Origin of the sequence: Catellatospora vulcania (assembly GCF_009720385.1) — a bacterium.
Lineage (GTDB): Bacteria > Actinomycetota > Actinomycetes > Mycobacteriales > Micromonosporaceae > Catellatospora > Catellatospora vulcania.
This window is the reverse complement of record NZ_WARX01000031.1, coordinates 14,683-34,030: the sequence shown is the minus strand read 5'-3', so window position 1 is coordinate 34,030 and position 19,348 is coordinate 14,683. Positions and strand designations below refer to the sequence as shown.

The 19,348-nt window shown below is 73.5% G+C and carries 19 protein-coding genes; 10 read left to right on the top strand and 9 right to left on the bottom strand.

The features are described from left to right. The first annotated feature begins 82 nt into the window (after positions 1–82). Positions 83–715, top strand: a complete 633-nt coding sequence (locus F6W97_RS36475) for a TetR/AcrR family transcriptional regulator (protein WP_196279487.1) — start codon at positions 83–85, stop codon at positions 713–715. A gap of 11 nt (positions 716–726) precedes the next feature. On the opposite strand, the gene F6W97_RS36470 is transcribed toward F6W97_RS36475, so the two are convergent. The 4 genes from F6W97_RS36470 to F6W97_RS36455 all read right to left on the bottom strand — a co-directional run bounded on the left by F6W97_RS36470 (position 727) and on the right by F6W97_RS36455 (position 3,172). Then, positions 727–1,152, bottom strand: coding sequence for an MmcQ/YjbR family DNA-binding protein (locus F6W97_RS36470; protein WP_155375139.1), 426 nt, complete (start codon positions 1,150–1,152; stop codon positions 727–729). A 109-nt stretch (positions 1,153–1,261) separates the two neighbouring features. Next, a complete protein-coding gene (locus F6W97_RS36465; protein WP_230687271.1) occupies positions 1,262–1,717 on the bottom strand; it encodes a peptidase inhibitor family I36 protein in 456 nt (151 codons plus the stop codon). Between the two features lie 61 nt (positions 1,718–1,778). Beyond that, positions 1,779–2,252, bottom strand: coding sequence for a peptidase inhibitor family I36 protein (locus F6W97_RS36460; RefSeq protein WP_155375138.1), 474 nt, complete (start codon positions 2,250–2,252; stop codon positions 1,779–1,781). Then, positions 2,228–3,172 (bottom strand): hypothetical protein, encoded by a 945-nt coding sequence (locus F6W97_RS36455; protein ID WP_155375137.1) that lies wholly within the window; start codon positions 3,170–3,172, stop codon positions 2,228–2,230. The genes F6W97_RS36460 and F6W97_RS36455 overlap by 25 nt, the downstream gene beginning before the upstream one ends. A gap of 129 nt (positions 3,173–3,301) precedes the next feature. On the opposite strand from F6W97_RS36455, the gene F6W97_RS36450 reads away from it, so the two are divergent. The 4 genes from F6W97_RS36450 (at position 3,302) to F6W97_RS36435 (ending at position 8,126) form a co-directional block, all read left to right on the top strand. Then, complete coding sequence (locus F6W97_RS36450; protein ID WP_196279486.1) at positions 3,302–5,554, top strand: tetratricopeptide repeat protein; 2,253 nt, start codon at positions 3,302–3,304, stop codon at positions 5,552–5,554. 68 nt (positions 5,555–5,622) lie between these two features. Beyond that, positions 5,623–6,006: a VOC family protein gene (locus tag F6W97_RS36445; RefSeq protein WP_230687270.1), complete on the top strand. Its 384-nt coding sequence runs from the start codon at positions 5,623–5,625 to the stop codon at positions 6,004–6,006. Positions 6,007–6,314: 308 nt separating this feature from the next. After that, positions 6,315–7,382 (top strand): FAD-dependent oxidoreductase, encoded by a 1,068-nt coding sequence (locus F6W97_RS36440; RefSeq protein ID WP_155375135.1) that lies wholly within the window; start codon positions 6,315–6,317, stop codon positions 7,380–7,382. A gap of 168 nt (positions 7,383–7,550) precedes the next feature. Beyond that, on the top strand, positions 7,551–8,126 hold the full coding sequence (locus F6W97_RS36435; RefSeq protein WP_155375134.1) for a YceI family protein: 576 nt from the start codon (positions 7,551–7,553) through the stop codon (positions 8,124–8,126). Positions 8,127–8,191: 65 nt separating this feature from the next. On the opposite strand, the gene F6W97_RS36430 is transcribed toward F6W97_RS36435, so the two are convergent. Continuing rightward, a complete protein-coding gene (locus tag F6W97_RS36430; RefSeq protein WP_230687269.1) occupies positions 8,192–9,235 on the bottom strand; it encodes an LLM class flavin-dependent oxidoreductase in 1,044 nt (347 codons plus the stop codon). A 74-nt stretch (positions 9,236–9,309) separates the two neighbouring features. Beyond that, positions 9,310–9,900, bottom strand: a complete 591-nt coding sequence (locus F6W97_RS36425; RefSeq protein WP_155375133.1) for a TetR/AcrR family transcriptional regulator — start codon at positions 9,898–9,900, stop codon at positions 9,310–9,312. A 347-nt stretch (positions 9,901–10,247) separates the two neighbouring features. Here F6W97_RS36425 and F6W97_RS36420 point away from each other — a divergent pair, with 347 nt between their 5' ends. Then, positions 10,248–13,037 carry a BTAD domain-containing putative transcriptional regulator gene (locus F6W97_RS36420; RefSeq protein ID WP_196279485.1) on the top strand — a complete coding sequence of 930 codons (2,790 nt, stop codon included), beginning with the start codon at positions 10,248–10,250 and terminating at the stop codon, positions 13,035–13,037. Between the two features lie 5 nt (positions 13,038–13,042). Beyond that, positions 13,043–13,927, top strand: coding sequence for an ROK family protein (locus F6W97_RS36415; RefSeq protein ID WP_155375131.1), 885 nt, complete (start codon positions 13,043–13,045; stop codon positions 13,925–13,927). A 6-nt stretch (positions 13,928–13,933) separates the two neighbouring features. On the opposite strand, the gene F6W97_RS36410 is transcribed toward F6W97_RS36415, so the two are convergent. Then, positions 13,934–14,368 (bottom strand): type II 3-dehydroquinate dehydratase, encoded by a 435-nt coding sequence (locus F6W97_RS36410; RefSeq protein WP_155375130.1) that lies wholly within the window; start codon positions 14,366–14,368, stop codon positions 13,934–13,936. A 192-nt stretch (positions 14,369–14,560) separates the two neighbouring features. Here F6W97_RS36410 and F6W97_RS36405 point away from each other — a divergent pair, with 192 nt between their 5' ends. From F6W97_RS36405 to F6W97_RS36395, 3 genes are read left to right on the top strand one after another with little or no spacing between them, the layout of a single operon-like run. Beyond that, a complete protein-coding gene (locus F6W97_RS36405) occupies positions 14,561–15,727 on the top strand; it encodes a DegT/DnrJ/EryC1/StrS family aminotransferase (protein ID WP_155375129.1) in 1,167 nt (388 codons plus the stop codon). Beyond that, positions 15,724–16,803, top strand: a complete 1,080-nt coding sequence (locus tag F6W97_RS36400) for a Gfo/Idh/MocA family protein (protein ID WP_155375128.1) — start codon at positions 15,724–15,726, stop codon at positions 16,801–16,803. The genes F6W97_RS36405 and F6W97_RS36400 overlap by 4 nt, the downstream gene beginning before the upstream one ends. 45 nt (positions 16,804–16,848) lie before the next feature. After that, complete coding sequence (locus F6W97_RS36395) at positions 16,849–17,538, top strand: HAD-IA family hydrolase (protein WP_155375127.1); 690 nt, start codon at positions 16,849–16,851, stop codon at positions 17,536–17,538. A 57-nt stretch (positions 17,539–17,595) separates the two neighbouring features. On the opposite strand, the gene F6W97_RS36390 is transcribed toward F6W97_RS36395, so the two are convergent. Beyond that, on the bottom strand, positions 17,596–18,657 hold the full coding sequence (locus F6W97_RS36390; protein WP_155375126.1) for a 3-dehydroquinate synthase family protein: 1,062 nt from the start codon (positions 18,655–18,657) through the stop codon (positions 17,596–17,598). A 17-nt stretch (positions 18,658–18,674) separates the two neighbouring features. Next, positions 18,675–19,277: a hypothetical protein gene (locus tag F6W97_RS36385; RefSeq protein WP_155375125.1), complete on the bottom strand. Its 603-nt coding sequence runs from the start codon at positions 19,275–19,277 to the stop codon at positions 18,675–18,677. Positions 19,278–19,348: the final 71 nt, after the last annotated feature.

Here is a 19,348-nt window from a genome sequence, read left to right as displayed (position 1 = left end):
GCGAACTGACTAAGCGCTTGCTTAGGATGCCGGTATGGAAGGGTGATGTCAACGCCCGCCCGCAGCCCTGGGAGGACCCCGCATGAACACCGCCGCCGCCGACCTCGACGAGGTCGCGATGCTGGACCGGGCCTGGCACGACGTGTCGCCCGCGCCCGCCCGGCGGCTGCTCATCGCCGCGGTCCAGGCCTTCGCCGAACGCGGCTACCACGCCACCACCACCCGCGACATCGCCACCCGGGTCGGCATGAGCCCCGCCGGGGTGTACGTGCACTACCGCTCCAAGGAAGAGCTGCTGCACCGCATCTGCCTCATCGGGCACCGCCACTCGCTGGTCGCCCTGCGCGCCGCGGCCGCCCGCAGCACCGACCCCGAGCAGCAGCTGCGCGACGTCATCGGCGACTTCGCCGCCTGGCACGCCCTGTTCCACACCCCGGCCCGCGTCATCTCGTACGAGCTGACCGCCCTCGAACCCGAGCACCTGACCGAGATCACGGCACTGCGCCACGAGATGGACCTGCTGGTCCGGGCGACCCTCGAACACGGGGTCGAGCAGGGCGTCTTCGACGTCCCCGACATCCCCGGCACCGGCTTGGCCCTGCTGTCCCTGACCGTCGACGTCGCCCGCTGGTACCGCACCTCCGGCCGCCGCGCCCCCGAGGACATCGGCGCTCTGTACGCCGACCTCGCCGTACGCATGGTCAAGACGCGCTGACGGCGTGCTGCTCAGGCCGGCGGGTGCTCGGCCAGCCAGGCGGACGCGCGGCGAGCCGAAGCGCGCGACAGCCAGGCGTCCTGGACCAGCTCGGCCAGCTCGCCGCGGCTGATCTCGCCGACCCGGCAGGCCCGCAGCAGCACCGACGGGTGCCCGTTGAAATGCGCCGTGGTGAAGTACGGCGAGGACTCGTCCTGGACCATCGCCTGCTTGTCGGCATCCGAGCCGACCCAGAAGACGATCACGTCGGGGTAGCGCTCGCCGGTGTCGGGGTCGACGGCGTCCGGCCGAGGATTGCGGAAGAAGATGAACGACTTCCCGCCGACCTGGTAGACGGGGTTCTCCCCGGATCCGTACTCGACGGTGACGTGCGGCATGGCCAGGGCCAGCTCGTGAACGTCGTCGACCCGGGCGGGCCGCTCGCTGTCGTCGGACATGCCTGCGAGCATATGCCGGGGTCGGGCGCGCGCCGGACCGCGGCCTCAGCCGCGGCGAGGTGGCGGCGCCGCGTCGGGCGCCGCCACCGTCTCCTCTGACCCGGGTGTGCTACCCGCGCCAGCCGTCGGGCACGGTGCCCTGCTTGACCGTGTACGAGCCGCCGCACTTGCCGTCGTCCGGGTCGCCCCAGATGCGGATCGTGTCCACGTCGTTGGCCCAGGTGCCGCCGTCGGGGTTGGTGTAGTCGCCCAGGTTGACCCGGGTGTTGCGCGGGATGCACAGGTAGCGGTCCGGGCTGGGCAGGGTGTCCAGCAGCCACACCGAGTCGTCGTTACGGGTGTTGACCACCGAGTCCGCCTGGTTGCGCAGGTTCGTGGCCATGTTCTGGTAGACCGCGTCCTGGTACTGGGCGAGCTTGGTCCCGCTGCTGTACGTGCCGGTGTACAGGCACACGTACGGGTAGGGGCAGTCGCGGTAGGCCGTCGCCTGGGCCGGCGTGGCCACCAGGGTCGACGCCGTCATGGCGACGAGGGCAGCCGCAAGTGCGGCCAGATACCTTCTCACGGGGAACTCCGTTCGATCGGGGACGGCACGCCGCAGGACGCGACGGGCCGGTGAGGTCTGCTCAGTAGGCGCATTGATCGACGAACATGTGCGACGAGCCGGTGTTGTCGAAGTCGAGGCCGAAGTCGCGCAGGTCCGGGATCTTCTGCCCCGGATTCAGGCAGAGGAAGAAGTCGTGCGCGCTGGTGAACGAGTAGTTGACGCCGGGCCAGAAGCGCACGACATTGCTTTGGTTGCTCGCGTTCCAGGCCGCCGACGGGGTGTTGTCGACAGTGGCGCCGTCGTCCCAGTGGTTGTTGCGGTAGTCGCCGTCGTTGCCGTACCAGCTGTAGCGGTTGGTGTTGGAGCCCGGATTCGTGTATCGCCAGATGCAGAAGTAGCCCGCAGGGCAGCTCCAGCTCGCGGCGGGCGCGACGACGGTGGTCACACCGAAGGTCTCGCCGGTCGGACCCCCGGACGCGGCCTGTGCCGGTGCGGGGACGGTGAGGGTGGCCGCGGCGGTCAGGGTGATCATCGCGGCGCGCAGTGAGCGCACGGTGCCTCCTTCTCTCGGGTGATGAGGTCGCGGGCCATCGGCAGCGCGGCGCGCTGGATGTCCCGCAGATGCCTGACGGGGTCGCCGTGTTCCCGGCTGACGGCCGCCAGGTGCTCTTCGTGGACCGCGCGGGCCAGCACGCCCAGCCCGGTCCGGACCGCGCAGTCGGCTTCCACCGCGGCGCGGGCCCGCTCGGGAGCGCCGGTGTCGGCGCGCAGCTGCGCGGGGGTGTCTGCCACGTAGCCGTGCTCATGCACGCACGCGCTCCAGCCGGCGAGTGCCCGCCGGTAGCGGACGTCGGCGGTGACCGCGGGCACGACCAGGGGGCGTAGGTTCTCCGCGATCGTCGACGCGCCGAACCAGGTGGCAAGGTCCCCGTAGAGCGCCGTGCGAGCCGTGGCCAGGCACGACACGCTGTCCATGGTGATCCGCGGGCCGCCGGGCACCTGGACCGACAGCTGCCGCTGGCCGGTGCCCTGGTAGACCTCCTGGTAGCGCCGCCGCTGCGCCTCGGTGAGGCTGGTCAGGTAGGCCTGGTGGGGATGGGCCTGCCGGGCCTGCTCCGCGGCGGCCCGCAGGTCGGCGCCATAACCGTGCCGCCGCGCCCACCCGGGGTCGTCGACGACGTAGGGGAAGTCCCGCTGCTCGCCCGACGCGACCGGCAGCGCCTGGTAGTCGAAGCCGGCCGCGGTCATGCACCGGGCGATCAGGATCTGCTCGGCATAGGACAGTTCGGCGCGTTCCTCGTGGGTCAGCGGCGCGCCGGGCGTCGGGGGCGGGGCCACGCCGCCGCCCCGGGCGGCTCCTGCGGCGAGCAGCGCCGCCACAGCGGCGGCCGTGACCACCGCCCCGGCCGTCGTCCGTAGCCCGCGGCCACGCCGGACCGCTGCCGGCGTCGGCTGCTGTCGTTCGGGCGTCACCTGCGGTTCACCTCCTCGCACATCAAGATCGGTCCCTCGGTCAGGTCGTATCCTCTCGAAGGATCCGGCGGTCGCATGCCAGCTCGGACAGGTTTGGACACTCTCGGACATCGATGCCAGACTCGGCCGGTGGAGATCAGCACGAAGCGGGAACTGCTCACGGCGCTGGACGGCCTGCGTACCCGCGCGGCACGCGGCACGGGCCGGCCGAAGGTGTCCCTGCGTGAATTGCAGGCCCGTACGGGAGTGCCGCGAAGCAGCCTGTCCGGCTACCTCACCGGGGCCACCCCGATGCCGGTCGACGTACTCGACGCGATCGTGCTCGCCCTCGGCGTGAGCCCGGCCGAGACCCGGCGCTGGGCCCAGGCCTGGGAGCAGGTGATGGCGGTCCCGGCGGCCGGACCGCGGCACCTGCCCGCCCCGCCATCCGACTTCACCGGGCGGGGCCGGGAGCTCGCCGAGCTCGACGGCCGCAGCCGGGGGGTCGTGCTCATCACCGGCAGCGCGGGCGTGGGCAAGAGCACGCTGGCGGTGCACTGGGCGCACCGGGTCGCGGACCGCTTTCCCGACGGGCAGCTGCACGCCAACCTGCGCGGGTTCGACCCCGGTGGCGAGCCGGCGGATCCCTCCGATGTGCTGCGCGGCTTCCTGGAGGCGCTCGGGGTGCCCGCGCCGCAGCAGCCGTTCACCCTGGAGGCCCGCACGGGAGTGTTCCGGGAGCTGCTGGCGGGCAGGCACGTGCTGGTGGTGCTGGACAACGCGCGCGACGCCGACCAGGTGCGACCACTGCTGCCGGGCACCGGCGGCAGCCTGGCGCTGGTCACCACGCGACGCCGGCTGACCGCCCTGATCGTGACCGAGGGGGCGTACCCCCTGGTGCTGGACGTGCTGCCGGCCGATGAGGCGCAGCTGCTGCTCAGCGCGAAGCTGGGCGCGGCGCGGATCGCCGCCGACCCGGGCGCCGCCGGGCGCATCGTGGCGCGGTGCGCCGGGCTGCCGCTGGCGCTGGCCGTGGTCGCCGCCCGCGCGGCACTGCGGCCCGGCCTGTCCATGGCCGAGCTAGACCACTCGTTGGACACCGGCCCCAGCACGCTGGCGGCCTTCGCCGACACCGACCCGGCCGTCGACCTGCGTGCCGTGTTCACCCAGTCCTACGCCGACCTCGACGCCGCCGCAGCGCGCCTGTTCCAGCTGGCCGGGGCGCACGCCGGCGAGGAGTTCACGCTCGCCGCGGCGGCCAGCCTCTGCGCGCTGACGGCCGACCAGACCTGGCCGCTGCTGGCCCACCTGGCCCAGGCCCACCTGGTCGGCGAGCCGGTTCCGCACCGCTACACCATGCACGACCTGCTGCGCGCGTACGCCCGCGAGGTCGCCGGCGGCGGCTCCGGCGAGGCGCTGCACCGGCTGGTCGACCACTATGTGCAGTCCGCGCACCTGGTCAACCGGTTGGTGACGCCGCAGCGGTCCGAGATCGTCGCCGACCCGCTGCGCGACGGCACGACCGTCGCCCCGCTGGCCGACGCCGACCAGGCCAGGCAGTGGTACGCCCGCGAGCGTGACACGATCCTGCGGCTCGTCGCGACCGCGGCCGAGCGGGGGCTGCTGCGCGAGTGCTGGCACCTGGCCTGGGCGGTCGCCGACCTGCTGCTCCAGCAGGGTCACTGGCAGCAGCAGCTGACCGCCCAGGCGACCGCGCTGTCGGCCGCCCGGCAGCTCGGCGACGTCGACGCCCAGGCCCGGTCGCAGGCGATCCTGGCCCGCACCAACGCCCGGATGGGCCGCTACGACGCCGCCGCCGAGCACTTCCACCAGGCCCTCGACGTGTTCGTCACGACCGGTGACCTGACCGCGCAGGCGCACACCCACCTCGGCCTGCACTGGGTGTTCAGCCAGTTCCCGGCCGGTTACCAGCGCACCTCCGCGCACGCCAGGCAGGCGCTGGAGCTGTTCCGCCGTACCGGTGACACGCGCGGTCAGGCCCGTGCCCTCAACAGCCTGGGCTGGAGCCACACCCTCAACGGCGAGTACGAGCTGACGGTGCAAGCCTGCGAGCAGGCGCGCGACCTGCTCGCCGAACTTGGGTGGGCCGAGGGCGAGGCGCACGCCTGGGACAGCCTCGGGCTGGCCCACCTGCACCTGTCCGACCCGGTCCGTGCCGTGGACTGCTACCGGCAGGCGATCACGCTGTTCCGGCAGGCGCATCAGCGCGGCGGTGAGGCCGACACGCTGCAACGGCTCGGCGACGCGCTGCTGGCCCAGGGCGACGTTGTCGGCGCACACGAGTCCTGGAACCGGGCGCTGGCGATCATGGACGAGTTCGGCGACCCCAAGGCCGACGCGGTCCGCGCGAAACTGTCCCTCGCCTCGGGGAACGTCCGGTGAGCGACTTCCCGGCCATGACGGGGGGGTGTTCGCTGGACGTGCGCCGGACCGGGGGCGACGATACGAGGATGCGATCTCGAACCGCCGGAATGTGGTGGGGCACTGCCATCGAGGCGCCCGACCCTGCCGCGCTGGCGCGCTTCTACGCCGACCTGCTCGCCTGGCCGATCGTCCACGAGGAGCCGGGAACGGCGATCGTCGCTCCGCCGCAGGGAGCCGTGTACATGGTGTTCCAGCAGGCTACCGACTATCGCCCGCCTGTCTGGCCGCCGGTCGAGGGCGCGCAGCGGCCGATGATGCACTTCGACTTCCAGGTCGGCGACCTCGAATCCGCCGTCGCCGACGCGCTCGCCCTCGGTGCCACGCTCGCTGTCGCCTCTCCACGAGAGAACATCCGCGTGCTGCTCGACCCGGCCGGGCATCCCTTCTGCCTCTGCCTCGACGAGGGCTGAACCACGACGAGGCCGGACAGTGGCGGGTATGTGAGTGAACCCGGGTCAGGCCGACCGGCAGACCAGCAGGTGACGAACCCGCCCGTACGCGCCTCGCGGTCGGCTGACGCCGCCGACGGCGTACACCGGTCACCTCGCCGCAGGCGTTTAAAGGCTACAAAGCCGATGGGTGATGGTGACATTGCGATCGGGTGCTGTTAGCGTTGATCGACAGGGTTTGGCGATGTCGAGGGCGGGCAGGTGACGCTGGTAGACGCCGCGCCCGCCCCGCGTCCGCCGCCGAATGGCCGGTGGAAGGTGTGGGACTGATGAGAAGTGTCGTGGTGGTCGGCGGCGGAGTGATGGGCTCGGCCGCGGCTTGGGCGCTGACCGCGGCGGGTGCCGAGGTCACCCTGCTGGAGCAGTTCGAACCCGGTCACGACAAAGGCAGCTCGCACGGCAGCTCGCGCATCTTCCGGCTGGCCTATGACGATCCGTTCTACGTGGACCTCGCCGCACGATCGCTGCCGCTGTGGCGCCGCCTGGAGGAGGAGTCCGGGCAGGAGCTCCTGGCCTTGACCGGAGCGGTCGACCACGGGACAGCGGAGCGGATCGAGGCGATCGGCGCCGCGCTGCGCGGCGCGGGGCACCCGTGCGCCTTCCTCGATCCGGACGCCGCCGCCGAGCGCTGGCCGGGTATGCGCTTCGACGAGCGGGTGCTGTTCCATCCGGACGCGGGTCGCGTGCACGCCGACCGGGCGACCGCGGCGTTCCAGGCGGTGGCCGCGGCCGGTGGGGCTCAGGTGCGTCACGCTGTGCGCGTCGAGCGGATCGTGACCGGGCGGGCCGGGCAGCCGGAGGTGGTGACCGGTGACGGTGTGCTCGCCGCCGACGCGGTGGTGCTCGCGGTGGGCGGCTGGGCTCCCGAGCTGGTCGGGCGTGCGGTGCCGGGGCTGCCCCGGCTGCGGGTCACCCAGGAGCAGCCGGTGCACTTCCCGGCGGCCGACCCGCTCGCCTGGCCGAGCTTCCTGCATCACCGGGCCAATGTGTACGGCCTGGGCAGCGTCGACGGAGTGAAGGTGGGCCTGCACGGGGCCGGCCCGGTCGTCGATCCGGAGCGCCGCGATCGTCGCGTGGACCCGGAGGCGCTGCGGCAGCTCACCGACTATGCGCGGACTTGGCTGCCGGGGGTCGACGCCGCCGGGGCGTCGGCGACGACCTGCCTGTACACGACCACACCGGACCACGGCTTCGTCGTGGACCGGCACGGAGCCGTCACCGTGCTGGCCGGGTTCTCCGGTCACGGGTTCAAGTTCGCGCCACTGCTCGGTGTGCTCGCCGCAGACCTGGTCGCCGGATCGCCGGGCCCGGTGCGGTTCGCGCTCGGTCCTCGGTGAAGGATCGCCGGATCTGCAATGGTTTGTTAGCAATCGCGACCCGTTATGGCGCTAGCGTCGCTGGGGTGCTTCCACGCCGAGCGGGTGTCCTGATCGGACACTTGACGCACTGATCCGGCTGCGTATAGTTGAACAGTCATATACCTGGATATCCGGAAAGGTCATAGTATGAGCACTGGCGAGCTGGCAGACCGTACCTGGCAGGGCCTGTCCATCCCCGCGCCCGGCACCTTCCACCTGGACCCGGCGCACACGCGGGTCGGCTTCGTGGTGCGGCACCTGGTGGTCAGCAAGGTGCGCGGGGCGTTCCGGGAGGTGTCCGGGGAGATCGTGATCGCGGACGAGCCGCAGGACACGACCGTCACGGCGGTCATCAAGACCGACAGCATCGACACCGGTGTCGGCGACCGCGACGGCCACCTGCGTTCGGGTGACTTCCTGGAGGCCGAGAAGTACCCGACGATCGGCTTCCGCAGCACCGGCGTGTCCGGGGTCTCCGGCGACACGTTCACCCTCACCGGCGAGCTGACCATCAAGGACGTCACCCGGACGGTGGAGCTGGCGGTCGAGTTCGGCGGCATCGAGCGCAGCTTCGGGCGTGAGCTCATCGGGTTCTCCGCCACGACGGAGATCGACCGCGAGGACTTCAACGTCACCTGGAACAAGACGCTCGACGGCGGCGGCCTGATGCTGGGCAACAAGCTGAAGATCGAGATCGAGGGCGAGGCCATCCGGCAGGCCTGAGCGCGCGCGTCGGCCGGGCTGTGGCGCCAGGGGGTGTCGCGGCCCGGCCGACGTGTGCCGGTGCATCAGGCGCGTCCGGCCGCGACCGGCAGCTCGGCGGCCACGGGCAGGCCCCAGGCGGCGGCGATCAGTTCCAGGCTGCGTTTGCGTTCGGCCAGTCCATGGGTCTCGGTGTCGAGCATGATCTCGTCGGCGCCGGTGCGTGCGGCCAGTTCCGCCAGCCGGTCCGCGACGGCTGCGGGCTCACCGGTGATCAGGTTCGGGCGACTGCGGCGGGCGGCCTCGACCTGCGGGTGGGCAGCGGCGGTGTCCGGCGCGGGCATCGGCGCGAAGATCCCCTGCCGGGCCAGGGCCCGCATCACGATGCCCGGCGCGGACAGCCGTCGTGCCTGCTCGTCGGTGTCGGCGGCGAGCGCGCTCGCGGTGACGACGGCGTACGGCCGGTCGCGGGTGGGCGAGGCGGTGAAGGCGTCGCGGTAGAGGTCGAGGGCCCGTTCGACGTCGCCGGCGTCGAAGTGGTGCGCGAAGGCGTACGGCAGGCCGAGCTTGCCGGCGAGCTGGGCGCTGTAGTCGCTGGAGCCGAGCAGCAGCACGGCCGGGTTGCTCGCGGCGCGCGGCGTGGCGTGCACGCGCTGCCAGATGCCGCCGGTGGTGCGGGGGTCGCCGAGCAGGCCGAGGACGTCGAGCAGGTGGCGGGAGAATTCACGTTCGATGCTGTCGGCCGGCGGCCGGCGTAGTGCCGCGGCGGTGAGGTGGTCGGTGCCGGGCGCCCGGCCGACGCCGAGGTCGATGCGGCCGGGGTGCAGCGCTTCGAGCATGGCGAACTGCTCGCCGACGACGAGCGCGGGATGGTTGGGCAGCATCACGCCGCCGGATCCGATGCGGATGCGGCGGGTGGAGGCGGCCAGGTGGGCGATGAGCACCGGTGGGCTGGTGCTGGCGATGCTGGGCATGTTGTGGTGTTCGGCCACCCAGAAGCGGGTGTAGCCGAGGTCGTCGGCGTGCCGGGCGAGTTCGGTGGTGTCGGCCAGGGCCTGTGCGCTGTCGCCGCCGTCGCTGAGGAAGGCCAGGTCGAGCACGGACAGGTGGGTGCGGGACGCTGTGGGCACGGGTTGCCTCCGGTCGGGTGCGGCCAGGCGGCTCGGTCGAGCGGTCCGGTCACATGATACGGAGGCGGCCTCCGTTATTCCACTCGACGCGGCGTGCGGATGCCCGCCAGCAGCACGTCGAGGTGGCGGTCGAGGCGGTCCTCGGCGTGGTCCTGCTGGGCGAGCCAGGCGGCCGAGTTGGCCATCAGCACCAGGTCCGTGCCGTCCAGATCAGTCCTGACCTCGCCGGCCGCCTGCGCCGCGGCGAGCAGTCGCGCACCGACCTCGCGTACCGCCTGGCAGGAGGTGTTCAGGTGGGAGGTGGTGTCGCGCAGCGCGGCCGCGATCGACGACGGCAGGCCGCGGTACGCGGTGGACTGGCCGGCCGCCTCGCGCAGCCAGGCCGCCAGCGCCGCGTACGGCGAGCCGGATCCGGCCTCGTGCGCGCGTCCCCACAGCTGCTCGAAGCGCTGCTGCAGCAGGGCGTCCAGCAGCGCCTCCCGGGTGGGGAAGTGCCGGTAGAGGGTGCCGATGCCGACGCCGGCCTGCTTGGCGATGTCCTCCAGTGACGCGCCGGTGCCGTGCGCGGCGAACAGGCGGTCTGCCTCGGCGAGCAGGCGGTCGCGGTTGCGCAGGGCGTCGGCGCGGGGAGCCCGCGCCGGGCGGGCGCGTTCCGGCGTCGTCATGCGGTGCTCCTCGCTGATCGGTGCAGGCCCGTGCCGCAGGCCGGGAGGTCAGCGTACCCGCTGGTCGGGTGCGGGTGGCCGGTTGCCGGCGGGCGCGGGAGCGGGCGGCGCAGTGACGTTCCTTAATGTTCTTCTCATTGTCTCGACAACTCTGCGGCGTCTCGATCGATTACTGTCCACAGTGGATGTCTGCCGACAGGCGAGGCGGGCGGTGGCTGCGGTCCGATCGTCGGCGTGGTCCTGAAGCGACATCGTGGTCATCTTTGGGCGCCACTGCTGTCACTCATCGTCTTCGCCTGGTAACGCAGCAGGGAAGTCGGCTCCATGGCAGGACGGAAGGCGAACAGATGACGGTCGAGGGCGGCCACGGGCCGACGGCGGGACCTGTCGTGCCGGACGGGCTCGTGTTCAGCCTGCTCGGCCCGCTGGAGGTGCGGCTGGGCGACGTGCCGGTGCCGCTGCGGGGCCTGCATCAGCGAGCCGTGCTGGGCAAGCTGCTGCTGCACGCCAACGCGGTGGTGGCGACCAGTGACCTGATCCGCGCGCTGTGGAGCGAGGAACCGCCGGCGACCGCGCGCAAGATGCTGCAGAACGCCATCGCCGCGGCGCGGGGTGTCACCGAACTCGGCGCCGACGACGTCGTACTGGCCACCCGCACACCCGGCTACCTGCTGCAGGCGCCTCCGGAGCGGATCGACCGGTGGCGCTTCCACCAGCTCGCCGCGGCCGGCCGCGACCTGCTGGCCGCCGCCGAGTGGGCGCGGGCGGCAGAGGTGCTGGGTCAGGCCCTGGCGCTGTGGCGTGGGCCGGTGCTGTCCGACCTCGCCGAGGCCGGGATCGCCTGGCCGGAGCTCGCGGCGGAGCAGAACGCGCGGCTCGCGGCGCTGGAGGACCACGCCGCGGCGCTGCTCGCCCTGGGCCGCCACCACGAGGTCATCACCCGGCTCGAGGCGGCCCAGGGCGGTGGCGCGCAGCCGCCCCGGGAACGGCTCGCCGGCAACCTGATGCTCGCCCTGTACCGGGCGGGCCGGCAGGCGGACGCGCTCAGCGTGTATCGCCGTACCCGCACGCAGCTCATCGAGCAGCTGGGTCTCGACCCGAGCCGGCAGTTGCAGGATCTGGAACGGGCGATCCTGGCCCACGACGCGGTGCTGCTCGCGGTGCCCGCCGCCGGCCCGGCGTCGCCCGCGGTGGCCGTTCCGGCCCGGATGCCGGCCGCCGGCCCGGCGGCTCCGGCCGGCCAGCCGGAGTTCCGGCGCCGGGCCCGCCCGGCCGGATTGCACCTGGCAGCGGCGACGGAGGCCGACCCGCCGCCGATGGCCGAGCGCAAGCCCGTCACGGTGCTGCTGCTACGTGCGGGGATGGCCGACTCCGGCCAGGAGCACGATCCGGAGGACCTTCAGGAAGCCTGGCAGGTGCTGGACGAGACCGTCGAGTCGGTGGTCGGCCTGTTCGGGGGGTCGGTGCGCAGGGAGGTCGTCGGCTCGTTGTGGACGGCCTGGTTCGGCGTGCCCCGCACCCGCGACGACGACGCGGAGCGGGCCGTGCAAGCGGCCCGCGAACTGCTGCGCAGGCTCGATCCCGCCGAGCAGCCGGGATCGGCCCCGCGGTTGGCCGTCCGGGTGGCGGTGGCCAGCGGCGACGCGGTGGTCAGCCGGCCCGCTGAGGGCGCCGGCCCGGCCGAGGTCCACGGCGGTGTGCTGGACACCTCACTGCTGCTGCTCGGCGCGGCGGTCGCGGGACAGGTGCGGGTGTGCGACACGACCCGGGCGGTGACCAGGCACGCGTTCGCTTTCGCCCCGCTCGACGGGTTGGCGGGCTGGGCGGTGCAGGGCCCGGCCCTCGCGACAGACGAGCCCTGCCTGCCGCTGTTCGGCCGTGCCGACGAGCTGCGCCTGCTCAGCTGCATGCTCGGTGACGTGGCGCGGCAGCGGCGGGCGCACCTCGCCACGGTGCTGGGGGAACCGGGCATCGGCAAGACCGGGCTGGTCGCCGAGTTCTGCCGCCGTGCCGCGGCGGCCGATCCCGAGTTTCCCGGTGCCGTCCAGGCCCGCTGCGCGGTGGTGCAAGTCGGCACGCTGGGCGGTGAGCGGCTGAGCGCGGTGCTGGAGGAGCTGGGCCGGACGCTGGAGGCCGGGCCGTCACGTCCGGTGTTCGGGCGGTGCGAGGACGCCGCGGCGCACCGGCTCGCGCTGGTCGACGACGGCGCTGCCGCCGCGACCGGGGTGGACCGGCTCGTCGAGCGGTTCGCCGACGCAGCTCCGCTGGTGGTGGTGTTCGAGGACGTGCACCGTGCCGAGGGCCGGCTGCTGGACTACATCGAGGACCTGGTGGGCCGGTCGGTGTCGCTGCCGTTGCTCGTGGTGGTGACCGCCCGCGCCGAGCTGCTGGAGCGCCGGCCGTACTGGGGCGGCGGCACCGCCGCGGCGACCGTGCTGACCCTGGACCCGCTGCCGGACGACGCCGTCCGTGACCTGCTGGCCGTGCTGGGGGAGGGTCCGTCCGGCGCGGACCCGGTGGTGCTTCCGGCCGACCTGCCGGCGCGGGTCGGCGGCGTGCCGAGGTTCGCCGTCGAGTACGTGCGCCAGCTGCGCGCCGACGCCGCCCGGCCCGGCGCGGACGGGGCGGCCGCCGCAGACGGCGGAACGGCGCTGCCCTCGACCGTGCACCGGCTGGTGGCCGCGCGCCTCGACGCGCTGCCCGCGGCCGAGAAGGCGCTGCTGCAGGATGCCGCGGTGCTCGGGGAGGTGGTGTGCACGGTGGGGGTGGCCGCGGTGTCCGGACGGGACCCGGGCGAGGTGGCGCACCGGCTGCGGGCGCTGGAGGCACGCGAGTTCCTCCGGCGCGCCCCGGGCCGGCCGGTCACCGACACGTTCGGGCAGATCTACCTGTTCCGGCACGTCGTGGTGCGCGAGGTGGCGTACGGGCAGCTGCCGCGCGGAGCCCGTGCCGACAAGCACCACCGTGCCGCGACCTGGCTGCAGGAGGGCTCGGGCGGCTCGCCGGAGCTGGCGGCCCGGCACTGCGACGCGGCCGGCGCGGTTCGGCGGCGACCGGGCCCGGCGGTGGGCCGGGCTGCGCGGGGCGCAGGCGTGCCGCGTGACTCCCGGACCGAGACCGAGCAGACGGCGGCCTGAGCGACATGGCATACCTGGGCATCGACATCGGCGGCACGAAGGTCGCCACGAGGCTGGCCCGCGACGGCGAGCCGCCGCGTGACGGCGTGTTCACCTGGCCGGCGGGTGCGCCGGACGTCGCCGCGGACCTGGCCGCGCTGGCCGGGCACCTCGACGGGCTGCGCGCGGGCGGGCCGATCGAGGCGGCCGGGGTCGCCGTGCCCGCGACGCTGGACGCACATGGTGTGGTCACCGCGTGGCCCAACCGTCCGCGGTGGACGGGTGTCGACCTGCTGGGCACGCTGGGCGCACTGCTGCCCGGAGCACGGGTGCGCTGGGGTGACGACGGGGATCTGGCCGGTCTGGCCGAGGCCGACGCGGCCGGGCTGCACGACGCGGTCTACCTCGGTGTGGGCACCGGGATCGGGGGCGCGGTCGTGATCGGATCGCAGCCCGTGCCGGGGCCGGGCCGCGGCTCGGCCGAACTCGGCCACATGGTGCTGGACCTGCGCGGGCCGCGGTGCACCTGTGGGCGTACGGGCTGCCTGCAGGCGCTGGCGTCCGGGCCCGCCACCCTGCGCCGGGCCCGGGACCTGCGCGGCAGCGAGGTGTCCTACGACGAACTGGCCACGGCCTGGCGGTCGCGGGAGCCGTGGGCGGCCACGGCAGTGGGCGACACCTGCGACGCGCTGGCCGCCGCCGCGGTCAGCCTGCACGAGCTGCTGCACACCGACGCCGTGGTGATCGGCGGCGGGTTCGCCGCCGGGCTGGCCGGGTTCGCCGACGAGGTGGCCGAGCGGGCCGGACACTGGGCGCGGCCCGGCCACCCGGCCCCGCCGGTGCGCGCGGCACTGCTCGACGGGCTGTCCTCGCTGGCCGGCGCCGTGCTGCTGGCCCGGCTGCCGGGCTGAACCCGGTCAGGCCGGTATGCGTTCCAGCAGGGCGCGGGCCGCCAGCTGGTAGCCGAACGCGCCCAGCCCCGCGATGAGGCCGGTGGCCAGTGGCGCCAGCACCGACTCGTGCCGGAACGACTCGCGCGCCCACACATTGGACAGGTGCACCTCGATGAACGGCGCGGGATAACTGGCCAGCGCGTCGCGCAGGCTCCATCCGGCGATCATCAGCGCGCCCGGGTTCACGATCGCGCCGACCGTGTCGTAGTTGTCCTGGATGGTGTGGATCAGCTCGCCCTCGGACTCGTGCTGGTACGCGGCCAGCTTCCAGCCGCGCCCGGCGACCTCCGCGGCGACGGCCGCCTCGATGTCGGACAGCGTGGCGGTGCCGTAGATCTCCGGCTCACGCTTTCCGAGGATGCCGAGATTCGGGCCGTTGAGAAGCAATATCCGGGACATGTTCTGTTCACTCCGATCGCCGCCGGGGGACAATATCCGACAGGCGTCCAGCAGACCTCGAAAGTCTATTGAGAACAGCTTCCGTAAGGGGTGCATAGGGGGTCACTTAGGGGCATGACGAGCACTTTCCGCTGCGGTAGCTTGCCTGGTGAAAGCCATTCTGGCAACCACATCGGAAAGGACGTCGCAGCCATGACCGAATCCATTCGGGACCTCGCATTCCCGGCCTGGCCGCAGTATGACGACACCGAGCGCGAAGGCCTCATCCGCGCCCTGGAGCAGGGCCAGTGGTGGCGTATCGGCGGCAACGAGGTCAACCTCTTCGAGGAGGAGTTCGCGCAGTACCACGGTGCGCCGTACGCGCTCGCGGTCACCAACGGCACGCATGCGCTGGAACTGGCGCTGGAGGTGCTGGGCGTCACCCGCGGCTCCGAGGTCATCGTGCCCGCGTTCACCTTCATCTCGTCGTCACAGGCCGCGCAGCGGCTGGGCGCGGTCGCGGTGCCGGTCGACGTGGAACCCGACAGCTACAACATCGACGTCGCGGCCGCCGCCGCGGCGATCACCGACCGTACCTCGGCGATCATGCCGGTGCACATCGCGGGCCTGGTCGCCGACATGGATGCCCTCGCCAAGCTGTCCGCCGACAGCGGGGTGCCGATCGTGCAGGACGCCGCGCACGCGCACGGCGCGCAATGGCAGGGCAAGCGCATCGGCGAGCTGGGCAGCGTCGCCGCGCTGAGCTTCCAGAACGGCAAGCTGATGACCGCCGGCGAGGGCGGGGCTGTGCTGTTCCCGGACGCCGAGAGCTATGAGCTGGGCTTCCTCAAGCACAGCTGCGGCCGTCCCAAGACCGACCGCAAGTACTTCCACCGTACGTCGGGCTCGAACTTCCGGCTCAACGAGTTCTCCGCCAGCGTGCTGCGCGCGCAGCTGAAGCGGCTGGACGGGCAGATCGACACCCGTGAGCAGCGCTGGCCGCTGCTGGCGGGCCTGCTGGCGGCGGTGCCCGGGGTGGTCCCGCAGCGCATCGACGAGCGCACCACCCGCAACCCGCACTACATGGCGATGTTCCGGGTGCCCGGCCTGTCCGAGGAGCGGCGCAACGAGCTGGTCGACGACCTGATCGCGCGCGGCCTGCCGGCGTTCGTGGCGTTCCGCGCGATCTACCGCAGCGACGGCTTCTGGGAGCACTCCGCCCCGGCGGAGACCGTCGAGCAGATCGCCGCGCGCTGCCCCGTCACCGAGGAGGTGTTCCGGGACGCGATCTGGCTGCACCACCGCACCCTGCTGGGCACCGAGCAGCAGATGCACCACATCGCCGACATCGTCGCCGAGGCGCTGGCGGCGCTGCCATGACCGGACCGGTGCGGGTCGCGGTGCTCGGCCTGGGCTGGGCGGCGCGCCACATCTGGCTGCAGCGGCTGCTGCGCCATCCCGGGTACGCGGTCACCGCGGTGGTCGACCCCGATCCGCAGGCGCGGGCGGCCGTGCAGGCCGACGCGCCCGCGGTCCGGGTGCTGGCCGACGTGGCGCACCTGGACCCCGCCGAGGTGGATTTGGCCGTGGTCGCGGTGCCCAACCATCTGCACGCGGACATCGCCGCCCGGCTGCTGCGCCAGGGACTGACCGTGTTCGTCGAGAAGCCGGTCTGCCTCACCTCCGACGAGGCCGACGCGCTCGCGGCCGCCGAACGGGTCGGCCGGGGCCGGCTGCTGGCGGGCAGCGCGGCCCGCCACCGCGCCGACGTCCGTGCGCTCTACGAGGCCGCCCAGGAGGTGGGGGAGCTGCGGCACGTGGAGGCGTCGTGGGTGCGGGCCCGCGGTGTGCCCGGGGCCGGCGGCTGGTTCACCGACCGGCGGCGCGCCGGCGGCGGCGCGCTGCTCGACCTCGGCTGGCACCTGTTCGACGTGCTGTCCCCGGTGCTCGGCGACCCGGTGTACCAGCAGGTCGTCGGCACCACCTCGGAGGATTTCGTGGCCGTCGGCGACGGCGGCGCGACCTGGCGGCGTGACGACGCGGGCGGGTCCGGCGACGTCGAGGACACCGCTCGGGGGTTCCTGGTCACCGACGCCGGGGTGTCCGTCGCGCTGCGCGCGAGCTGGGCCTCGCACGAGCCGCTGGACGTGACCCGGCTCGTGGTCGAGGGCAGCGCGGCCCGGCTGGAGCTGAGCTGCACCTTCGGGTTCAGCCCCAACCGGGTCGGGGAGTCGTCGCTGCACATCGTCCGCGACGGTCGGCGCCAGGCGCTGCCGCTGGCCGGGGAACCGGTCGGCGCCGAGTACGACCGGCAGCTCGACCAGCTGCTGCCGATCCTGTCCGACCCGTCGGCGCAGGGCCGTGCCGTGGCCGAGGCGCAGCGCACCATCGGCCTCATCGAGCGCCTGTACGAGTCCGCGCGCCGCCGACCGGCGGTCGCCGCGGCATCCCGCTGAGCGGCCGGGGCCACCGCCCCGGCCCGCCGACATCGAAGGAGTGCCATGAGCATCGCACCCACCCGGATCCACCCCGCCGCGAGCGCGCGGACCGGGCCGCGGGCCGTCGTGTTCGACATGGACGGCGTGCTGGTCGACAGTTTCGACGTGATGCGCGACGCGTTCGCGGTCGCCTATCGGGAGGTCGTCGGCGACGGGCCGCCGCCGTTCGAGGAGTACAGCAGACACCTGGGCCGCTACTTTCCCGACATCATGGACATCATGGGGCTGCCGCACGCGATGCTGGACCCGTTCGTCCGGGAGAGCCACCGGCTGGCGCACCGGGTGCGCCTGTTCGACGGGGTGCGCGACCTGCTGGTGGCGTTGCGAGCGCGGGGCGTGGGGCTGGCCGTGGCCACCGGCAAGAGCGGGCCACGGGCCCGTGCGCTGCTCGACCAGCTTGGCGTGCTCGGCCTGTTCGACCACGTCATCGGCTCGGACGAGGTGGCCCGGTCCAAGCCCGCACCCGACATCGTGCTGCGGGCGCTGGAGCTGCTGCGGGTCCCGGCGGTAGCGGCCGTCATGGTCGGTGACGCGTGGACCGACCTGGTCAGCGCCCGGGGCGCGGGCGTGGCGGCGATCGCCGCGCTGTGGGGCGAGTCCGATCCCGACGAGCTGCTGGCCCGCGAGCCCGACGTGGTGCTGCGCCGGCCGCTGGAACTGCTGGAGCTGTGGCCCGACACCGTGCCGGACTGAGTCCGCGGGCAGCAAGCGGCCCGGGTCGCCCGCACCGGCGACCCGGGCCGCAGCCTGTCAGCCCAGCGGCGCGCGCGGCATCCCCGCCAGCACCTGCCGCACGAGGTGCTCGGGCACGTCGTCGACCAGTTCCGGACCGGTCGGGGCGTCCAGCACGAAGCTCAGGCCGCCGGTCATCGCCTTCTTGTCCAGCCGCATCAGAGCCACCAGCTCGCTGTCGGCGACACCCGCGGGCAGCGCGGTCGGCAGCCCGTATCCGGCCACCACGACCCGGTGCTCCTCGGCCCGAGCCGCGTCGATCCGGCCGGCGGCGTGGGCCAGCAGCCCGGCGAACACCGTGCCGATGCCCACCGCCTCGCCGTGCTTGACCGCGAAGCCGGTCGCGTGCTCGATCGCGTGGCCGAGGGTGTGCCCGTAGTTGAGCAGGTGGCGCAGGCCGCTGTCGCGCTCGTCGGCGGCGACGATCGCGGCCTTGCGGGCCACGCTGGCCGCGATCTGCTCGGCCACCGGCAGCCCGCGCAGGTCGCCCGCGCCGATGAAGTGGCAGCGGGCGATCTCGCCGTAGCCGTTGACCCGTTCCCGTTCCGGCAGGGTCGCCAGCAGGTCGGTGTCGCACAGCACGGCGCTGGGCTGCCAGTACATGCCGACCAGGTTCTTGCCCACCGGCAGGTTGACCGCCGTCTTGCCGCCGACGCTGGCGTCCACCTGGGCCAGCAGCGACGTCGGCAGGTGGATCACCGGCAGGCCGCGATGGTAGATCGCCGCGGCGAAGCCGACCGTGTCGGTGGTGGTGCCGCCGCCGCAGGAGACCACCGCGTCGCGGCGGGTCAGCCCGAACTCGGCGAACCGCACGCACAGCCGCTCGACGGCGGCCACGGTCTTGTGCGCCTCGCCGTCCTGGGCCGGGACGAACAGGAACGGCACGCCCGGGTCGGGCACCTGCTCGGCCGGGCGGGCCGACACCACGACCACCCGCCGGGCCCCGGTCCGGGCCACGGCCTGCGGCAGCAGCCAGCGCGCGCCGGGCCCGATCTCGACCGGGTAGCTGCGCGGTCCCAGCTCGACCCAGACCCGGTGCGGCGGCGTGGCCAGTTCCGGGGCGGTCGCCGTGTGTGTCATCGATTCTCCTCGGGCGGTCAGGCGGCGGCCGGCAGCGGCTGCCGTACGGGAACCGGCACGACGGCGCCGGTCGCGAGGGCGGTGCGCAGCGCGCGGGCCGCCACGGCCTGAGTCGCGGCGTCGATGCCGAGCCGCTCGTGCGTGCTCTGGGCGTGGTCGAACAGCAGATACGGCAGCTGCGGTTCGTCGCGCAGCTCGGTCGCGGCGGTACGCAGCCGCTCGCCGTGGCGCTGCCACGGCGTGTGCCCGGAGGCCTGCGCGACGCTGCGCAGCAGGTGTACGGCCTCCTGCTGGGCCAGTTCACCGAGCGCGACGCGGGCGGCGGGGGTCAGCCCGGCGCTCCAGCGCTGCCACCCGGTGAACAGGAACGCCGCCCGGATGTCCGCGCGGAGCAGGTCGGCGAGCAGGTACAGGTGGGTCGCGGCGGCCCGCAGGTGCTCGGCGGCGGGCAGGCCGGTGGCGAGCAGGTCGAGGGCGAGGTGGTGGGAGGCCGCGGACAGGCCGGTGGTCCCTGCCGGGCCGGGGTGGGCCACGGGCGGGGTCGCCGACGCCGGCCAGTCGTGGCGGTGGGCATGCTGGTCCGGACCGAGCAGCCGAAAGGACGTCCAATCGCGGGTCACGGAAGGGCTCGCTTTCTTTTCGAAGTTATTGACAAGAACTTGCCAAAAGGTTGCGGAATGCTGATCGACCG